Genomic DNA, 17,583 nt, shown 5'->3' with positions numbered 1-17,583 from the left:
GGTTTTCATAAAAGACAATTACGCGTCTTTATTCAGCCATTGCATATATTCGGTTACGCCTTCAGCAACAGTTTTAAACGGCGCTGTGTAACCTGCGGCACGTAATTTAGTCAGATCCGCCTGCGTGAAGCTCTGGTAGCGGCCTTTTAATTTTTCAGGAAATTCAATGTATTCGATAGAGACATTTTTATCTTTATGGAATTCAGTGACGGCATCGGCAACCGCTTGGAATGATTCCGCGCGACCTGTACCACAGTTGAAAATACCAGAAACGTTATTTTCCCAGAACCATAAATTCACTGCAGCCACATCGCCAACGTAGATGAAATCGCGGCGGAAAGTGTCGCTACCTTCAAACAGTTTCGGAGTTTGCCCTTCATTAATCTGTTTGTTTAAGTGGTAAGCCACGCTCGCCATGCTGCCTTTATGGTTCTCGTTTGGCCCATAAACGTTGAAATAGCGGAATCCACACACTTGAGATTGCGCTTCAGGCATGATGTTGCGGACATATTGGTCAAATTGGAACTTAGAGTAGCCGTACACGTTCAGTGGTTTTTCAAATTCACGTTCTTCGATGAAATTATCGCTACGTCCGCCGTATGTCGCTGCGGAGGAAGCATACAGGAAAGGAATTTCACGTTCTAAACAGTAATGCAGCAGCTCTTTAGAAAATTGATAGTTATTATCCATCATGTACTTACCATCCCACTCAGTGGTGGATGAGCAAGCACCTTCATGGAAAACAGCGTCAATATCACCAAAATCATCACCCGCAATCACGCTTACGATAAAGTCTTCTTTATCCATGTAATCGGCGATATCGAGGTCAACAAGGTTGGCAAACTTAGTACCATCTTTCAGGTTATCCACCACCAGAATATCGGTGCGACCCATTTCATTCAGGGCTTTAATAATATTGCTGCCAATAAAACCAGCTCCGCCAGTGACTACGATCATCGTGAATACCTCAAGTGGGTTAAGAATAAATGGATATAAAATTGGGGTCTATAATAACACCTCTTTGTACAGACAACAGTATATCGACCAGATAATTGTCCTAGTTGTCATACCTCTTCAAAGGGCATTATCGTGATCTTGCCTACAAACTTAACTTATTTGCTCCGCAGATATCGCTAGTTCCAGTGACTATTATTAAACTCTGTAAACAACTTCTTTACAGGAACAAATCATGTCAGAACAATTTTACCAGCAGATTAAACAACAATTGGTGCAAATAGAAGCTGAAGGCTTGTTTAAACATGAGCGCATTATTACGACCTCTCAAGACGCGGATATTGAAATCCAAGGTGGGCAGCGCGTTATTAACTTTTGTGCAAATAACTATTTAGGATTAGCCAATCACCCCGCGCTGATTGAAGCGGCAAAACAGGGTATGGATAGCCATGGCTTTGGAATGGCATCGGTTCGCTTTATTTGCGGTACCCAAGACAGCCATAAAATTCTTGAAAAGAAAATCGCGGATTTCCTTGGAATGGAAGATGCGATCCTTTATTCCTCTTGCTTTGACGCCAATGGCGGACTTTTTGAAACCCTATTAGGCCCTGAAGACGCCATTATTTCCGATGCGTTAAACCATGCTTCCATTATTGACGGTGTTCGCCTGTGTAAAGCCCAGCGCTACCGTTACAGCAATAACAATATGACGGAATTAAAACAGCGTCTTGAAGAAGCCAAAGCGGCGGGTGCGCGTCATATTCTGATTGCGACGGATGGTGTGTTTTCGATGGATGGCGTGATTGCTGACCTGAAAACGGTTTGTGACCTTGCGGATGAATATAACGCTCTGGTCATGGTTGATGACTCTCATGCTGTTGGTTTTGTTGGTGAAAATGGCCGTGGTAGCCATGAGTATTGCAACGTGATGGGTCGCGTTGACATCATTACCGGTACACTCGGGAAAGCATTAGGTGGCGCATCGGGTGGTTATACTGCCGCCAAGAAAGAAGTCGTCGAGTGGTTACGTCAACGCTCTCGCCCTTATTTATTCTCCAACTCTCTGGCACCCGCCATCGTTGCTGCGTCCATCAAGGTGATCGATATGATGACCGAAGGGAAAGAACGCCGTGAAAAATTATGGTCTAACGCAGTGTTATTCAGAAACAAAATGACTGCCGCAGGATTTACATTGGCCGGAGCCGATCACGCCATTATTCCGGTGATGTTAGGGGATGCCAAAATTGCTCAGCAATTCGCTTCAGAACTATTAAAAGAAGGTATTTATGTCACTGGATTTTTCTATCCGGTGGTTCCGCAAGGACAAGCGCGAATTCGCACGCAAATGTCCGCTGCACACAGTGAAGCCGATATTTTACACGCGGTTGATGCATTCACCCGTATTGGTAAAAAGCTTCAATTAATTTAGTTATTAAGTTGATTTTCTTATTAAATTAATACAGTTATGAAATTAAAGTGGTCATGAAATTAATGTAATCATAAATAAAAGGTCGCCTATGAAAGCACTGTCCAAATTAAAAGCAGAACCAGGTATATGGATGACAGACGTTCCGAAACCGGAACTGGGACACAATGATGTGATGATTAAAATCCGTAAAACCGCGATTTGTGGAACGGATGTTCATATCTACAACTGGGATGAATGGTCGCAAAAAACTATCCCCGTTCCGATGGTGGTGGGTCATGAATATATAGGGGAAATTGTTGAGATTGGGCAGGAAGTTAAAGGGTTTAAAATTGGTGACCGAGTTTCTGGTGAAGGGCATATTACCTGCGGTCATTGTCGTAATTGCCGAGGTGGGCGCACTCACCTATGCCGTAATACCATTGGCGTTGGCGTAAATCGCCCGGGATGCTTTGCTGAATATCTAGTGATCCCCGCGTTTAACGCCTTTAAAATCCCAGACAATATTCCCGATGAAATTGCGGCAATTTTCGACCCATTTGGTAATGCGGTGCATACGGCATTATCGTTTGATTTAGTGGGCGAAGATGTGTTGGTTTCGGGCGCAGGCCCTATCGGTATTATGGCGGCAGCGGTTTGCCGACATGTTGGTGCCCGCCATGTGGTGATCACGGACGTGAATGATTATCGCCTTGAATTAGCGAAAAAAATGGGTGTAACCCGCGCGGTGAATGTGAGCCGTGAAAACCTTAAAGACGTCATGAATGAACTGGGCATGAAAGAAGGTTTTGATGTGGCTTTAGAGGTTTCAGGAGCGCCCGCCGCTTTCCAGACCATGTTAGATACCATGAATCATGGTGGCAGAATTGCGCTATTAGGTATTCCGCCAGCTTCAATGGCAACAGACTGGAGCCAAGTTATATTTAAAGGTCTGTTTATCAAGGGAATTTATGGGCGTGAAATGTTTGAAACTTGGTATAAGATGGCGACATTAGTGCAATCGGGTCTCGATTTATCACCAATCATCACGCATGAGTTTTCTATTGATGATTTCCAGAAAGGCTTTGATGTGATGTGCTCAGGGCAGTCAGGAAAAGTAATTTTAAACTGGGATTAATGCTGAATTAATTTATGAGTTTAAAGGGTTTATGGGCAAGTGCCTGTAAACCCTTTTTATTTTTAGCCTTACCTGCTATGGCATTTTCTTTTCTGTAATTAGGGGCTGTAGGGTTTTATCTTGATAAATGGCCTCGACCACAAACATGAGTAGCTCAATGCCTTGCAGGCGGGTTGATGGCAGTTCGATATCGCATATACCTAACTCTGCGGGACTGACTACGTTTTCAGGTTGCTGCTCTGTAGCATTGTTGGTCAGTTCTGGCTCTGCAAGAGTTGGCGTAGCATCATCAGAACTTGTGGTTGGTTTGGCTGATTCATGAGGTTTTACCTCTGATTTGCTTGGCGTTTTGGTCTCAGGCTTTGTCGCAGGCAGTGTTGAATTAACGCCTTCAGGCTGCATTCTGAGAGTTTTGCGTGGTTCGCCAGTTGCTGGCTGATAGCCAACCAGTGTACTGACAGGCACAAGTTCAACATCCGCAGGAACTAATGGAATAAATTTTTGTAAGGCGCGTACGGTTGATGGGTGCGGGTGACCAATAGCAACCGCGCTGCCATGTTTACGTGCGTAAGCAATGGCTTTATTCAGCTGTGTACGGGTTTCTTCTTCAGATTGGTGATTATCAATAAAAATATTGCGCTTCGTAGAGGGAACACCGAATTCTTTAGCGGCATTCAACGCTTGTGTATTGCCAATCGTGACGCTATCTAAGAAAAAGAGGTTCGATTGCGACAGCGAGCGCATTACATTGCGCATTCCTGAAAGACTGGAGGTCATCTCGCTGCCCATATGGTTATTCATTCCTTTAGCGTGAGGAACTCGACTAATGGCATTTTTGATGATGCGATCAACCTCTTCAGCACTCATCGAGGGTGCCAAAGTGTCTTTTTCAAGAGGCTGTTTGCTCAATGGTTTCATGGGCATATGGATTAAAATATCCCGCCCTTGCTGGTAGGCCGTGGCCGCGACTTCAGCACCATGAGGTGAGTTAGGTAAAATAGCAATGCTAATGGCCGCCGGTAACGCTAGGATTTGATTATCTTCTTTGGCTCGGTAACCGAAATCATCAATGACAATAGCGAGCTTAGCAGCACTCGCCTGAGCGCCGACCATAATAAGGAGTAGGCTAATCAGTAATTTCATCGGCGAGTGTCTTAACATAATTATTTTCCTAACTTTTTATAGCTTAGTATTTGAAAACTTAGCATTTATAGGTAGTGCGAAAGGAGATTGCGCTATCTTCCTAGCCACGGGCGAGGGTTGACGGTTTTACCTTGTCGGCGAATTTCAAAGTAAAGTGCAGGGCGTTCTTGGCCGCCACTACTTCCTACTAAGGCAATTGGTTGACCAGCGCGGACTTCTTGTCCCACATTTACCAGTGCACTTTGGTTATAGCCGTATAGGCTCATATCCCCTTTACCATGCTCAACGACAACAACTAAACCGTAACCTTGAAGCCAGTCAGCGAGTAGTACGCGACCATCCGCAATAGCCTTAACTTGGGTGCCTTCATTTGCGGCGATCACCATACCTTTCCAACGTAATTCGCTGGAGATCACATCCCCATAATTATGTAAGGTGGAGCCGCGTACCGGCCAGATAGCTTGACCAGCAGGACGACCTAAACCACCCGTTCGAGACATAAGTGATTGCTCACTTTCAGATGGCTTATACGTGGCACCTTTCTGTTTGGCTTTTCGCTCTTTTTCAGCAACTTGAGCACGAATTCGCGCGGCTTCACGAGCTTCACGCTCAGCGCGCGCTTTAGCTTCACGTTCTGCTTTAGCAATTTTGTCGCGTAGTCTGGCTTCGTTTTGCTTTAAGACCGCGAGGTTTTTTTGATCTTCTTTTAATGAGCTTTCTAATACGGTTAAGGTTTTTTGCCGTGACGCTTGCGCATTATCGAGCTTTTGTTTTTCTTGTTGTTGGCGTGTGAGCGTTGTTTTTTGCTCAGCTTGCTTTTTTTGCTCTAACTGCTTCTGTTCGTGCAACTCTTTGGTGGTTTCTTCTAGATCAAGAATGTTCTTTTCACGGGCTTGGTTGAGGTAACCATAATACGCAAGAATTCGTTCTTCCCGTTGACCTTCTTCACCCTTTAAGAGTAGTGATAAACCTTGGTGTTTACCAAGTCGGAATGCGGCATCTAACTGCTCAGCAAGCAATTTTTCTTGTTCATTTTTTTTCTTTTGCAGTCGACTGATATTGCTAGATAAGGAGGATATTTCTTTATCTAGCTGTTTTAATTGGTTTTGTGTTAGGTGCAAATCACGGCTTGCTGCAGAAATACTTTGCTCTTGCTCTTTGAGCTGTTGAAGAAGATTACTTTTTTTAGTTTGCTGTTCTTTAACGCTTTTTTCTTTTTCAGCAATACTTTTTAGCAGGTCATTTAATTGACCTTTATTTTCAGTGATCTGATTCGCGAGCGCGACGTGAGAAGGCGCCAAAGTAAATAACCCCAAACCAAGCAGGGCAGGGATCATTGCCTGACGAACAAAAAATGTCTTTATTCGATGGGATGTATGGGCCATTGTGATAGATCACCTCAATTAAATGCAATAACTGATTATTTCATCTGCAAGTCGTGCTTTCCAGTGTTCTCTTAAAAATAGTCATAAAAACGCTTAAAAATTAAGAATATTGCTATTATACCATTTGATACTAAGTCAAATTATAGGCGTATTATCACTGAATTTTACTGTATATACTCTATTTAGATGGGAATTAATTTAGCGTCAAAGTCGAGTCTGAGCATGTTTATGTTAAAATGCCTGCGTACAGCTTTGAGAAAAAATTCTTTTTTTCAGAAAAAAGGTGTTAATTCTGCGAGTGTTTTCGCAAAAAAGACCTTCTAGTTTGCGCTAACTGGCTGTAATTAGCTCAGCACAAAGGTATACTCTGAACCCTTTGATATTCGTTTTTAACTAACGGGAGTAATTGCCCCCCATGATCCAAGAAATCATGCAATTTGTCGGTCGTAACACGTTTGTTAGTCTGACTTGGATAGTGTTATTTGTTGCCGTGGTCGTGATGACCTTCAGAAGCCTATTCTCTAAAACTAAAGTCATTGCCCGCACTCAAGCGATTACAATGATCAATAAAGAAGAAGCAGTTGTTGTGGACTTACGTACTCGCGAAGAGTTCCGCAAAGGGCATATTATTGATTCTATTAACTTAACACCATCTGAAATTAAAGATAATAATTTGGGTGAGCTGGAAAAACATAAACAGAAATCTGTAATTATGGTTTCTGCAAGTGGAATGGAAGCAACTAAACCTGCTGAACAGCTTGCTCATCATGGCTTTGAAAAAGTCTTTGTCCTGAAAGAAGGGATCGCTGGTTGGGCAGGTGAAAACCTACCACTGGCTCGTGGTAAGAAGTAATTATCCGGTACTGTAAAAATGTGCCGGCAACTGAATATATCTCGAAACTCTAATATGGAAGTAAGGTAATTATTATGTCAGAACAAAACAACTCAGAAATGGTATTTCAAATTCAACGTATCTACGCAAAAGACGTTTCATTTGAAGCACCTAATGCACCTCAAATCTTTCAAAAAGAGTGGCAGCCAGAGATCAAATTAGATTTAGATACTTCTTCAACTCAGCTAGCTGAAGGCGTGTATGAGGTTGTTCTGCGAGTGACAACTACCGCAACTCTGGGCGAAGAAACTGCATTTCTGTGTGAAGTTCAACAAGCGGGTGTGTTCTCCATTGATGGCATCGAAGGCACTCAAATGGCACATTGCTTAGGTGCATACTGCCCGAATATCCTGTTCCCATATGCGCGTGAAACTATCACGAACATGGTGGGTCGTGGTACTTTCCCACAATTGAACTTAGCGCCAGTTAACTTTGATGCACTGTTCATGAATTACTTACAGCAGCAACAAGGTGAACAAGCGCAGAACCCAGAAGTTCAATAAGGTCGCTTAATGAATACTGCTTCAATGACAGTGATCGGTGCCGGCTCGTACGGCACCGCTTTAGCCATTACCCTTGCACGTAATGGCCATCAGGTGGTGTTGTGGGGGCATGACCCAGCACACATCCGTAAATTAAACCAAGAACGTAGCAATCAGGCATTTTTACCTGGTGTTTCTTTCCCTGATAGTTTATCTCTCGAAACGGACTTAAAAAGCGCCGTTGAAGCGAGCCTGAATATCTTGATTGTGGTACCTAGCCATGTATTTGGTGATGTACTCAAGCAAATCAAACCGTATCTAAAAGCGGGCTCCCGCATTATTTGGGCAACCAAAGGGTTAGAGAGAGATACCGGACGTTTGTTGCAAGATGTAGCGCGTGAGGTATTAGGAAACGAAATTCCTCTGGCGGTGCTTTCTGGGCCTACTTTCGCAAAAGAGCTTGCGGCAGGTCTCCCTACGGCTATTTCAGTCGCGGCATCAGATAGCCAATTTGGTGATGATTTACAAAAATTATTCCATTGCGGCAAAAGTTTCCGTGTCTATAAAAACCCTGACATGATTGGTGTGCAACTTGGTGGCGCAGTGAAAAACGTCATTGCGATTGGCGCTGGGATCTCCGATGGTATGGGCTTCGGTGCAAACGCACGTACAGCGTTGATCACCCGAGGCTTAGCTGAAATGAGTCGCTTAGGTGTATCACTGGGCGCGGATCCATCCACATTTATGGGTATGGCAGGACTTGGCGACCTAGTGTTAACCTGCACTGACAACCAATCCCGTAACCGCCGTTTCGGTATGATGCTGGGAAATGGTGTCAGTGTGGAAGAGGCGGAAAAAGAGATTGGGCAAGTGGTTGAAGGTTATCGCAATACCAAAGAGGTGAAAGCCCTTGCGGAGCGTGCCGGTGTTGAAATGCCAATCACGGAACAGATTTATCAAATTCTCTACTGCAATAAAAATGTGTTAGAAGCCTCCCAAGCCTTGCTCGGGCGCGCAACTAAAGATGAAATTGCAGATATGCCTAAATTACCAAGCTAATAATAATCAAGCTAATAATAATATAGAAGAGAGCCATTATGTCGCGTGAAGAACTGGATAGAATTTGGGGTTACATTAAGGAAGAAGCCAAGGCGCTTGCTGACTGTGAGCCTTTACTTGCCAGTTTTTTTAACGCGACATTACTGAAGCATGACAATCTCGGCAGTGCGCTTAGCTATATGTTGGCGAATAAGTTGAGTTCGCCAATTATGCCCGCAATGGAAGTCCGCGAAATTGTGGAAGAAGCCTATCGTAATGATGAGCAGATGATTTTCTCTGCGGCGATGGATCTTTCTGCTGTTCGTTTACGAGACCCTGCGGTTGATAAATATTCCACGCCACTGCTGTATTTGAAAGGTTTTCACGCCCTACAAGCCTATCGTATTGGGCATTGGTTATGGGGTGAAGGGCGTAAAGCGTTGGCCGTTTATCTGCAAAACCAAATTTCTGTCTCTTTTGGGGTCGATATCCACCCTGCTGCTCGTATTGGCTGCGGGATTATGCTCGACCACGCGACGGGGATCGTGATTGGTGAGACGGCGATTGTCGAAAATGATGTGTCTATTCTTCAGTCTGTTACGCTAGGCGGTACTGGTAAAACCTGTGGCGACCGTCATCCTAAAGTACGTGAAGGGGTGATGATTGGCGCTGGTGCTAAAATTCTGGGCAATATTGAAATTGGTCGCGGCGCAAAAATTGGTGCGGGCTCTGTAGTGCTGCACCCAGTTCCTCCTCATACGACAGTGGCGGGAGTTCCTGCGCGTATTGTCGGTAAGCCAACAAGCGATAAGCCATCGCTGGAGATGGATCAAAACTTTAATGGTAACGTTGATGGTTTTGAAGGCGGGGATGGGATTTAAATAAAGTTAGTAGTGATAGCGGCAGGCAATGATAACTAATGCGGTATTTTCGATTGCATAAACTAGCCTGTTTGTTTCATCTATTCTACGAGACCAGAAGCCAGCTAAGTTTTCTTTTAGTGGCTCTGGTTTACCTATACCGCTGAATGGCGTTCTTTTCGTGTCTTCAATGAGTTTATTTATCCGCTTTAATGTCTTTTTATCTTGGCTTTGCCAGTATAGATAATCTTCCCAAGCTTGATCCGTCCATGTTAGTAGTCTACTCATTGATTAGCTTTCTCTCTGAAATCTTACCCGCTTTAAATTGCTCGATAGACTTGTTGAGATGCTCTGCATTTGCAGGAGAGCGCAATAGATAGATGGTTTCCATTAAACTATTGTAGTATTCCAAGGACATAACTACAGCCGCTTCAGAATCACGGCGGGTTATAATCGTCGTATCCATATCATCAACAACTCTATCAAGCACTGCTTTCAAATTGCTTCTAGCATCGCTAAAGGAAATGGTTTTCATTGTATGATACCTGTCTTGTACTATTTATTGTACAAGTCTAGCAGCAACTTAAAAGATGTTCAAGATTTGTTCTAAATCTAGCAAGCGGGATAAGCAAGCTAAGCTAGTCTTTCAGCAGCGCACCCGGGTACCCAAGCTGGCGCCAAGTTTCGAAAACCACAACGGCGACCGAGTTAGATAGGTTCATGCTGCGGCTTTCAGCCAGCATCGGGATACGAATTTTCTGCTCGATTGGCATATTATCGAGAACATACGGCGGTAGGCCGCGGGTTTCTGGTCCAAACATCAAATAATCATCTTCCCGATAGCTCACATTGCTATGGCTTGGTTTGCCTTTGGTAGTTAACGCAAACACACGAGCGCCTGTTGGCGATTGATTATTATCAGGATTTAACCCTTCACTTTCTAAGAATGCGCAATAGTTATGATGATGTTTGATATCCACAAACTCGCTGTAATCTAACCCTGCACGACGTAAGCGTTTGTCATCCCAAGTAAAACCGAGGGGATGGATCAGGTGCAGACTAAAGCCTGTATTGGCGCATAAGCGGATGATATTCCCAGTATTGGGTGGGATTTCAGGTTCGAATAAAACAATATGTGGCATAACGTTAACGGCTATTGGTCGGGATGAAAAAAGATGATGCAGAGTTTACGCGCAAATTTGGAAAGATGCATTAGTTGTGTCGATATGAGAATGAAAGGCGAGCGGGTGGCTCACCATTCTATTAATATTGGTAGACATAATGATAGTCGTCAGACTTTTCATCAATGCCATTAAGAATGGCGCCAGTAATTTCAATGTTATTTTGCTTGAAATGTTTCAGTGCGCGTTCAATTTCTTTCACGGTATTCACGCCATAATAGGCAACTAAGAGCGATGTACCAGCATATTTCCCGATGATAGCCGGATCGGTAATCGCAAAAATGGGCGCAGTATCCAGCAGAACCATGTCATATTGATGTTTAACTGAGTCCAATAAATGCTTAAATTGCTCGCTCATCAGCAGTTCTGAAGAGTGCATGCTACTTTTTCCTCGACTAATAACATCCAAATTTTCAATAACTTGATGATGCTTTGAGACTGAATCTCCACTGTGTTGAGATAAAAACTCTGAAAGCCCGGATTTATTTTCTAATCCAAATGTTTTATGGATATGCCCTTTGCGTAAATCAGTATCGATAAGCAGAATTTTTTTACCTGCATTGGCGAGGACGACCGCCATATTCGCAGTGATAAAACTTTTTCCTACATTTGGGGATGAGCTTGTCACCATCACAATATTGTTGTCTTGATTCATTACAGAGAAATAGACACTTGTTCTTAATGAACGAATGGATTCTATTGCCATATCTGCTGGATTTTCAATGGATAGGGGCTTTTTATTCTCGCGATACCGTGATTTTTTTTCATCCAACGAGAATGGCACAGTGGCATAAACGCGGAGGCCTAGTACCTCGAGATCTTCCGTGTTCTTAATTTTATTATTGAGAAGCTCTTTCCCGATCACAAAGGCGCAACCCATCATGAGACCCAATAAGGAGGCCAGCACCATGATTAAGTTTTTCTTGGGAGCGATGGCCATGGGGTAAGACTCCGCAGAGTCAATAATTCGCACATCGGCAGTGATCCCTGAATTTAATACGCTGAGTTCGCGCTGCTTGGCCACCAACTGATTATAAATAGCTTGCTCGGATTCAACATCGCGAGTTAAACGAATAATTTGCTGCTGGGTGTTTGGCAGTTGTTGAATGTTTTTACCGGCTTTTTCTTTCTCGAGTAACAACTTTTGGCGTTTATCGAGTAAGGATTGATAAGTCGGGTGGCTACGGGTATATCGTTGTTGAAGCTCCACTTCTTTAAAAGTCAGCTCATTTAGCTTTTCTTCTATATGCAGTGCACTCTCAAGCGCGGATTTGGCCTCTAGTGTTAGGTCAATAGACTCATTTTGTTTACGAAACGTATTTAACTGATTTTCATAATGGTCGAGTTTATTTTTTACTTTTGGTATGTAGTTATCTAGAAAAATCAACGTATTGTTTGTGGCTTGTTTTCGATGTTCTCTATTCTGGTTAATATAATTTTGAATTACATTATCCAAAATCTCGATATTTTCTCGCTGATTTGTCCCTTTAATGGTTAAGTTAATGATGCCAGAGCCTTTACTGGCTTCATTCATACTGAGACGGTGTCGCAAATTTTCGATAGCAGAATAACGATCATTTTTTATTAAGCTCAGTTTTTCCCCACTTTGAGCTGTAAATGAATCAATTAATAAGTGAATTTCTCCTTGCTTTAACGTGGTACCAATTTGCCCATGATAAATTTGGTCGGCAAGAGCCAACGTATATTGGTGATCATCTAAAAAGGTTAAAGTGGCGGGTTGGCCGATTAAATCTGGGGGTAATTGGTACTCTGTAATATGAACAACGGGAGCACCACTTAGAAATCTGGAGAATATCTTTGAAGGCAAAATTTGAATATCTAAATTCAAGTCTGACACTGTTTTGCCTAACACCATTCTGGATTTAATGACTTCAATTTCTGAATCGATTTGCCCGTTATTGCCGCCAAAAAGTATTCCATCATTCATTTTTTCTAATAGTGATGCTTGATTGACCTTATCGTATTGCAATGTGGCATTTGCTTGGTAAATAGGGGAAGCGAGCCAGCAATACACTCCGGCACTTAAAATGGTGACAATGGTAAACGCCGCTATCGTTAGCGCGTTAGATTTCAGTGTTTTTAATATGGCGAGTAAGTCGATTTCATCGGTGTTCGGCGAATGTTTTTTTTCTGTATTGTTCATATAAATAATTGGTTCATAGGGTTAGTTTTTAAATAAGCTCAAATAGAGGCTAAATCTTTCCTTGCCATGAGCCAGCTGCTTTTTCCATAAGCTGATAAACATGCTCAAACATCTCTTCGCTATGTTTATAAGGATCGGGGATTTCGGTTTTATCTAGCCATTCACCAAATAGCATGACTTTGCCTCGGGTTTGCGGAAACTGCCGATAAAGTTTTTGGGTATGGTCGTTTTCCATTACGAGGATCAAGTCTGCCATCTGGCATAAATGCTCGCTCAAACGACGAGAACGATTTTCCTCCAAAGAGAGGTGATGGTTGTTTGCTATATGGCGAGCTTGAGCATCAACAGGTTGATTTTCCTGTGCAATCAGGCCTGCGGAGTGGATCTTTTTTTGGGGGAAAAGCCCTTGCATTAAACGCTCTGCGGTGGGTGACCTGCAGATGTTTCCCATGCACACGATAAGAATATTATTGAACATAAGCATTTGATTAAAAATAAAATTACCATGCATAAATACGCTTAGTCCCTTCGGCAAGCTGGTTGTATGAGGCGATGGTTGGCAGCAATTGGGTGATTAAACGGTTCCACCGAACAACGGGCGCGGCTGTCACATAAACAAGGTCATAAGGTTGTAATTTAAATTCAGTTCCCATCACGAGTGACGTCGCATCGGAGAGGTCAAGCTGATAAATTGCTGCCATTTTGGCGGGGGATTGTTCGTCTTCAGAACCGACCATTGGTACGGGTTTATGCGTTGAGCGGATGACAAAAATCCCTGTCGCACTTGCGGTAGTTTGGCTGAGTCCATTGGTTTTACTTAGCGCTTCAGTGATGCTCATGCCTGCACGGTCGATAGTCAATGTTGATGGCTGCCCAACTTCCCCCATCACAAAGACCTTTTGCGCATCATTACGGGGAACATAGAGAACATCGCCGGATAGCATTAAGTAGTTTTGGGTTAAATCGCCGTATTGGATTAACGATTGCAGCGAGATTTTTATCTCTTTCCCCCCGCGGGTGAGGATCACATTATCCCAGTCCGCCTTTTGGGTTAACCCGCCTGCGGTATTAAAGGCTTCCAAAATAGTGAGAGGGACATTGGTGATGGGCAAGGAACCTGGTTTGGCAATTTCGCCAGACACATAGATTTTTTGTGAGCGAAAGGCAGCAATGCTAACATCGATTTGTGGTGCTTCAAGGTAGGCGGCCAGTCGGGTGCTGACCAATCTCCTGATTTCACTTATTGTTTTACCGAGAACGGGGACTTTTCCAATATAGGGATAATAAATGGTGCCATCCGCGTGAACCCAGTTTCCTGAATCCGCAGCGCTGCGATAGGCGCCCGCAGGAATAGTGAGTTCAGGGTGATTCCATACGGTAATCGCCAGCACATCACCCACGCCAACACGGTAGTCATAACCGGCTAGCTGCGCTTCAAGCTGGGAATTAGATTTGGCGATTACAGGGGCAACCTGCATTTCACTTAGCAGCTTAGGGGAGATAGGGTAAATATCCACAAGTTGGTTGATATCTTGCTTACCAGTATCAATAACCCTTTTTCCTGATGTGGAAATATAGGTTCCCGGGGTGAGATGGCATCCAGAAACGAGGATGCTCATTGTGATAGTCATGAGGAATTTACTGAACATGATAATAGCCCTACATCAGGATGGATAATGGTAATTTTTAGCAATCGAAGTTACGCAATACAAAGTTTGTGCGGGATAATAGTTTAGTTTTAAATAAAAAACCAAATAATTCATCCAAAAATCGATGTTATATTAAAATATAATAAAACAAAAAATGATATTGATGTGGGGAATGTTTTGTGAATGATAGAAGGGGGCTATAGGGGTAGAGAGCGAGTCAGGGAGTGAGTAGGTTAATAGTGCGGTGAGAATAGAGTTTGAGGATGTAAAAAATAAAAAAGCGAGCCGGTGGCTCGCCTAATTGATGCTATATAAAGAATGATTTAGCTTTGATAACCGTTAGGATTCATAGATTGCCAGCGCCATACATCATCGGCCATATCCTGAATGTTATATTTGGCTTTCCAACCAAGCTCGCGCTCTGCTTTTGCTGGAGTTGACCAATATTCAGCAATATCTCCTGCACGACGTTCAGCAATCTTATAAGGGATTGGCTTGCCAACGGCTTTTTCAAAAGCAGCGATCACTTCCAGCACGCTGGTTCCGGTACCTGTACCCAGATTATAGATATAAAGCCCTGAGCCTTTGTTCATGTGATTTAACGCAGCAATATGCCCATCAGCTAAGTCCATCACATGGATATAATCGCGGACGCCTGTACCGTCTTTGGTGGCATAGTCCCCGCCGAATACAGCGAGTTCTTTACGGCGACCGACAGCCACTTGTGCAATAAACGGGGTCAGGTTATTTGGAATACCATTCGGGTCTTCACCCATCAATCCGGAATTATGTGCACCAACTGGGTTGAAGTAGCGTAGTAAGGAAATTGACCATTCGCTATCAGAGATACTGAGGTCAGTTAAAATACGCTCAACCATATATTTGCTCGTGCCATATGGGCTATTGGTATTTCCGACAGAGGATTCTTCAGTTAACGGGGTATGTTCAGGTTCACCATACACTGTCGCAGAGGAGCTAAAAATTAAGCTTTTAACACCCGCCTGACGCATGCTTTGCACTAAAACCAAAGTGCCATTCACATTCACATCATAGTATTCAATCGGTTTTTCAACAGATTCACCTACTGCTTTTAAGCCCGCAAAGTGGATCACCGAGCTAATGGAATGCTGAGCAAAAATGGTGTCCAAAATGCTTTTGTCGCGCACATCACCTTGATAAAACGTCGGTTTAGTTCCCGTGATAGTTTCAATGCGATTAAGCACTTCAAGGTTGGCATTATGAAGATTATCTAAAATAATCGGCTGAATACCTTGTTGGATCATTTGCACACAGGTATGGCTGCCGATATAGCCAAGACCGCCAGTGACTAATACATAATTGTTGCTCATTTATTTACCTTGATATTTGGCTATCAGTACAGTATCTATTTTAAGAAATCACATATCTCATCTTTAGGTGTAAAATCTAAAGGAGATGCTATCAATAAATCTCTAAGAGCTGATAAATTATTTGATTGGCAATTTAATTGTAACTCGCTGATTATTTTTTCTAACTCTTCCCATACGAGGTATTTTTCATTTGCACTCATAATTAATGGATGAGTTGTCTTTAATATATTGTCTGTAATTAAAAGTTCTTCATAAAGTTTTTCACCAGGTCGTAGCCCTGTAACCTTAATTTCAATATCACCATCTTGGTGTAATTCGTCTTTTAAAGTCAGACCAGAAAGTTTTACCATTTTTGTTGCTAAATCAAATATTCTTACAGGCTCGCCCATATCAAGAACAAAAACATCACCATTTTTACCCATGGCACCTGCTTGGATAACTAATGATGCAGCTTCCGGTATAGTCATAAAATATCGCGTGATATTTTTATGGGTTAATGTAATAGGGCCACCATTAGCAATTTGTTTTTCAAATAAAGGAACAACTGAACCTGAAGAGCCTAAAACATTACCAAACCTAACCATTGAATATTGAGTATTTGATCCTCGATCTGCAAGAGCTTGCAGTATTAGCTCTGCAAAACGTTTTGTTGCTCCCATGATATTTGTAGGACGTACCGCTTTATCAGTTGAGATTAAAACGAATTTCTCAACATTACACTCATTTGCAGCTTCAGCTACAGATAATGTACCGAAGATATTATTTTTAATTCCTTCAATAATATTGTATTCGACTAAAGGAACGTGTTTATATGCAGCCGCATGATAAATTGTATTAATGTTATACTTTGAAATTAGTTGGATTATTTTACTTTTGTTTTTAACATCACCCAAAATAGGAATGATAACTGTATTTGTATTAACAATAGCGGATAATTCTTTATGTATGGAATATAAAGCGAACTCAGACATCTCATAAAGAACCATTAAGTTAGGGCTCTGTGACTTAATCTTCCTGCAAAGCTCAGAACCAATGGAACCACCAGCACCTGTTATTAATATATTCTTCTCAAGAATATTTTTTTCTAATAACTCTGGAATAGGGGATACTTGCTTTCTACCGAGCAAATCTGTAATAGATACACGCTTTAGTGAACTAAGTTTAGCTACACCATTTACGATATCATTAAAATCAGGAGTGCTGAGGATCTCGCAATTAGATTCTTCGAGTCTTTGTAAAATTTCTTTTTTTCTATGCGGATTAATTCTAGGCATAGCAAGTAATATTTTTTTGACATGATATCTAGAAATTAATTTCTCAATATCATCAATGGAATGAACTTTAATCCCTTGAATAATGTGTTTTTTCTTTATAGGAGCATCATCTATATAGCAAACTGGATTTAATTCTCTATGCTCTTTTAAGATAGGAACTAATTGGCGTCCTGTTTCACCGGCACCATAGATAATAACAGGAATTCCTTTGTTCTTGAAATGATGAAGAAAATTACGATAGAAAATACGTGAGCCTGCTAATAATACAGCTAGAAGAAAAAAGTAAAGTATTGGAACAGTTCTTGGTAAGAAAGCTTGATGATACCAAGATAATATAATTAATAAAAATGAAGACGCGAAAGCTCCAACAATAGCCCATCGTAATATGCTTATATTAACATATCGTATTACGGCGCGATAAAAACCAATGCGAATAAAGAATAAAATAGAGATACATGCAATAATGGTAATTATTAACCAGTGACTATAGCTAGTAATAGGAGTTTCTCTATCCAGTCTTAACCAGAATGCAGCCCAATATGAAAAATAAATTATAGCAATGTCAAAGAGCATTAAGATAATTGATTTTACAAGTCTATTAGGTGTTAATTTTTTTATTGTCATGATGGTAATTTTAACTTTTAAATATTTTCAATATGGTTAAAAGAA

General features: G+C 42.0%; 17 protein-coding genes. 6 read left to right on the top strand and 11 right to left on the bottom strand.

Annotation, left to right across the window (positions count from 1 at the left end; all coding sequences use genetic code 11):
* Positions 1-18: 18 nt before the first annotated feature.
* A complete protein-coding gene (rfaD, locus tag QS795_RS17155; RefSeq protein ID WP_154603313.1) occupies positions 19-957 on the bottom strand; it encodes an ADP-glyceromanno-heptose 6-epimerase in 939 nt (312 codons plus the stop codon).
* A 232-nt stretch (positions 958-1,189) separates the two neighbouring features.
* On the opposite strand from rfaD, the gene QS795_RS17150 reads away from it, so the two are divergent.
* Positions 1,190-2,383 (top strand): glycine C-acetyltransferase, encoded by a 1,194-nt coding sequence (locus QS795_RS17150; protein ID WP_286272519.1) that lies wholly within the window; start codon positions 1,190-1,192, stop codon positions 2,381-2,383.
* A gap of 88 nt (positions 2,384-2,471) precedes the next feature.
* Entirely contained in the window at positions 2,472-3,497 is a 1,026-nt protein-coding gene (tdh, locus tag QS795_RS17145) for an L-threonine 3-dehydrogenase (RefSeq protein ID WP_108479150.1), read from the top strand.
* Between the two features lie 75 nt (positions 3,498-3,572).
* On the opposite strand, the gene QS795_RS17140 is transcribed toward tdh, so the two are convergent.
* Both QS795_RS17140 and envC read right to left on the bottom strand, forming a co-directional pair.
* Entirely contained in the window at positions 3,573-4,658 is a 1,086-nt protein-coding gene (locus QS795_RS17140) for a divergent polysaccharide deacetylase family protein (RefSeq protein ID WP_286272516.1), read from the bottom strand.
* Between the two features lie 74 nt (positions 4,659-4,732).
* Complete coding sequence (envC, locus tag QS795_RS17135) at positions 4,733-6,025, bottom strand: murein hydrolase activator EnvC (protein ID WP_154603317.1); 1,293 nt, start codon at positions 6,023-6,025, stop codon at positions 4,733-4,735.
* Between the two features lie 418 nt (positions 6,026-6,443).
* On the opposite strand from envC, the gene QS795_RS17130 reads away from it, so the two are divergent.
* From QS795_RS17130 to cysE, 4 genes are all read left to right on the top strand, one after another.
* A complete protein-coding gene (locus QS795_RS17130; protein WP_230085095.1) occupies positions 6,444-6,878 on the top strand; it encodes a rhodanese-like domain-containing protein in 435 nt (144 codons plus the stop codon).
* A 74-nt stretch (positions 6,879-6,952) separates the two neighbouring features.
* The gene (gene secB, locus QS795_RS17125) at positions 6,953-7,420 is read left to right on the top strand and encodes a protein-export chaperone SecB (protein WP_006660561.1); all 468 of its coding nucleotides are present in this window, start codon (positions 6,953-6,955) and stop codon (positions 7,418-7,420) included.
* A 9-nt stretch (positions 7,421-7,429) separates the two neighbouring features.
* Positions 7,430-8,458: an NAD(P)H-dependent glycerol-3-phosphate dehydrogenase gene (gene gpsA, locus QS795_RS17120; RefSeq protein WP_108479153.1), complete on the top strand. Its 1,029-nt coding sequence runs from the start codon at positions 7,430-7,432 to the stop codon at positions 8,456-8,458.
* Between the two features lie 38 nt (positions 8,459-8,496).
* Positions 8,497-9,318, top strand: coding sequence for a serine O-acetyltransferase (cysE, locus tag QS795_RS17115; protein ID WP_036950776.1), 822 nt, complete (start codon positions 8,497-8,499; stop codon positions 9,316-9,318).
* A gap of 6 nt (positions 9,319-9,324) precedes the next feature.
* Here the strand turns inward: cysE and QS795_RS17110 are convergent, their stop codons facing one another.
* The 8 genes from QS795_RS17110 to QS795_RS17075 all read right to left on the bottom strand — a co-directional run bounded on the left by QS795_RS17110 (position 9,325) and on the right by QS795_RS17075 (position 17,538).
* The gene (locus QS795_RS17110) at positions 9,325-9,585 is read right to left on the bottom strand and encodes a Txe/YoeB family addiction module toxin (RefSeq protein ID WP_154638296.1); all 261 of its coding nucleotides are present in this window, start codon (positions 9,583-9,585) and stop codon (positions 9,325-9,327) included.
* Positions 9,578-9,832 (bottom strand): type II toxin-antitoxin system Phd/YefM family antitoxin, encoded by a 255-nt coding sequence (locus QS795_RS17105; protein ID WP_006663215.1) that lies wholly within the window; start codon positions 9,830-9,832, stop codon positions 9,578-9,580. The genes QS795_RS17110 and QS795_RS17105 overlap by 8 nt, the downstream gene beginning before the upstream one ends.
* Before the next feature lie 103 nt (positions 9,833-9,935).
* Positions 9,936-10,439 carry a tRNA (uridine(34)/cytosine(34)/5-carboxymethylaminomethyluridine(34)-2'-O)-methyltransferase TrmL gene (trmL, locus tag QS795_RS17100; RefSeq protein ID WP_286272511.1) on the bottom strand — a complete coding sequence of 168 codons (504 nt, stop codon included), beginning with the start codon at positions 10,437-10,439 and terminating at the stop codon, positions 9,936-9,938.
* Positions 10,440-10,560: 121 nt separating this feature from the next.
* Positions 10,561-12,642, bottom strand: coding sequence for a polysaccharide biosynthesis tyrosine autokinase (locus tag QS795_RS17095; protein WP_286272509.1), 2,082 nt, complete (start codon positions 12,640-12,642; stop codon positions 10,561-10,563).
* A gap of 49 nt (positions 12,643-12,691) precedes the next feature.
* Entirely contained in the window at positions 12,692-13,120 is a 429-nt protein-coding gene (locus QS795_RS17090) for an arsenate reductase/protein-tyrosine-phosphatase family protein (RefSeq protein ID WP_286272557.1), read from the bottom strand.
* A gap of 22 nt (positions 13,121-13,142) precedes the next feature.
* Entirely contained in the window at positions 13,143-14,291 is a 1,149-nt protein-coding gene (locus QS795_RS17085) for a polysaccharide export protein (RefSeq protein WP_286272508.1), read from the bottom strand.
* Between the two features lie 323 nt (positions 14,292-14,614).
* A complete protein-coding gene (galE, locus tag QS795_RS17080; RefSeq protein ID WP_286272507.1) occupies positions 14,615-15,640 on the bottom strand; it encodes a UDP-glucose 4-epimerase GalE in 1,026 nt (341 codons plus the stop codon).
* Positions 15,641-15,675: 35 nt separating this feature from the next.
* Positions 15,676-17,538, bottom strand: coding sequence for a polysaccharide biosynthesis protein (locus QS795_RS17075; RefSeq protein WP_286272505.1), 1,863 nt, complete (start codon positions 17,536-17,538; stop codon positions 15,676-15,678).
* Positions 17,539-17,583: the final 45 nt, after the last annotated feature.

The sequence above is a fragment of the Providencia zhijiangensis genome (genome assembly GCF_030315915.2).
GTDB lineage: Bacteria > Pseudomonadota > Gammaproteobacteria > Enterobacterales > Enterobacteriaceae > Providencia > Providencia zhijiangensis.
The sequence above is the reverse complement of the archived record's forward strand: the minus strand, read 5'-3'. Positions and strand labels throughout refer to the sequence as shown.

What these genes read in the sequence shown, in the direction of transcription:
- secB (WP_006660561.1), top strand. Translation starts at nt 6,953, where the DNA reads ATGTCAGAACAAAACAACTCAGAAATGGTATTTCAAATTCAACGTATC.
- QS795_RS17085 (WP_286272508.1), bottom strand. Translation starts at nt 14,291, where the DNA reads ATGTTCAGTAAATTCCTCATGACTATCACAATGAGCATCCTCGTTTCT.
- QS795_RS17105 (WP_006663215.1), bottom strand. Translation starts at nt 9,832, where the DNA reads ATGAAAACCATTTCCTTTAGCGATGCTAGAAGCAATTTGAAAGCAGTG.
- QS795_RS17095 (WP_286272509.1), bottom strand. Translation starts at nt 12,642, where the DNA reads ATGAACAATACAGAAAAAAAACATTCGCCGAACACCGATGAAATCGAC.
- QS795_RS17075 (WP_286272505.1), bottom strand. Translation starts at nt 17,538, where the DNA reads ATGACAATAAAAAAATTAACACCTAATAGACTTGTAAAATCAATTATC.
- trmL (WP_286272511.1), bottom strand. Translation starts at nt 10,439, where the DNA reads ATGCCACATATTGTTTTATTCGAACCTGAAATCCCACCCAATACTGGG.
- tdh (WP_108479150.1), top strand. Translation starts at nt 2,472, where the DNA reads ATGAAAGCACTGTCCAAATTAAAAGCAGAACCAGGTATATGGATGACA.
- cysE (WP_036950776.1), top strand. Translation starts at nt 8,497, where the DNA reads ATGTCGCGTGAAGAACTGGATAGAATTTGGGGTTACATTAAGGAAGAA.
- galE (WP_286272507.1), bottom strand. Translation starts at nt 15,640, where the DNA reads ATGAGCAACAATTATGTATTAGTCACTGGCGGTCTTGGCTATATCGGC.
- QS795_RS17110 (WP_154638296.1), bottom strand. Translation starts at nt 9,585, where the DNA reads ATGAGTAGACTACTAACATGGACGGATCAAGCTTGGGAAGATTATCTA.
- QS795_RS17090 (WP_286272557.1), bottom strand. Translation starts at nt 13,120, where the DNA reads ATGTTCAATAATATTCTTATCGTGTGCATGGGAAACATCTGCAGGTCA.
- rfaD (WP_154603313.1), bottom strand. Translation starts at nt 957, where the DNA reads ATGATCGTAGTCACTGGCGGAGCTGGTTTTATTGGCAGCAATATTATT.
- QS795_RS17150 (WP_286272519.1), top strand. Translation starts at nt 1,190, where the DNA reads ATGTCAGAACAATTTTACCAGCAGATTAAACAACAATTGGTGCAAATA.
- envC (WP_154603317.1), bottom strand. Translation starts at nt 6,025, where the DNA reads ATGGCCCATACATCCCATCGAATAAAGACATTTTTTGTTCGTCAGGCA.
- QS795_RS17140 (WP_286272516.1), bottom strand. Translation starts at nt 4,658, where the DNA reads ATGTTAAGACACTCGCCGATGAAATTACTGATTAGCCTACTCCTTATT.
- gpsA (WP_108479153.1), top strand. Translation starts at nt 7,430, where the DNA reads ATGAATACTGCTTCAATGACAGTGATCGGTGCCGGCTCGTACGGCACC.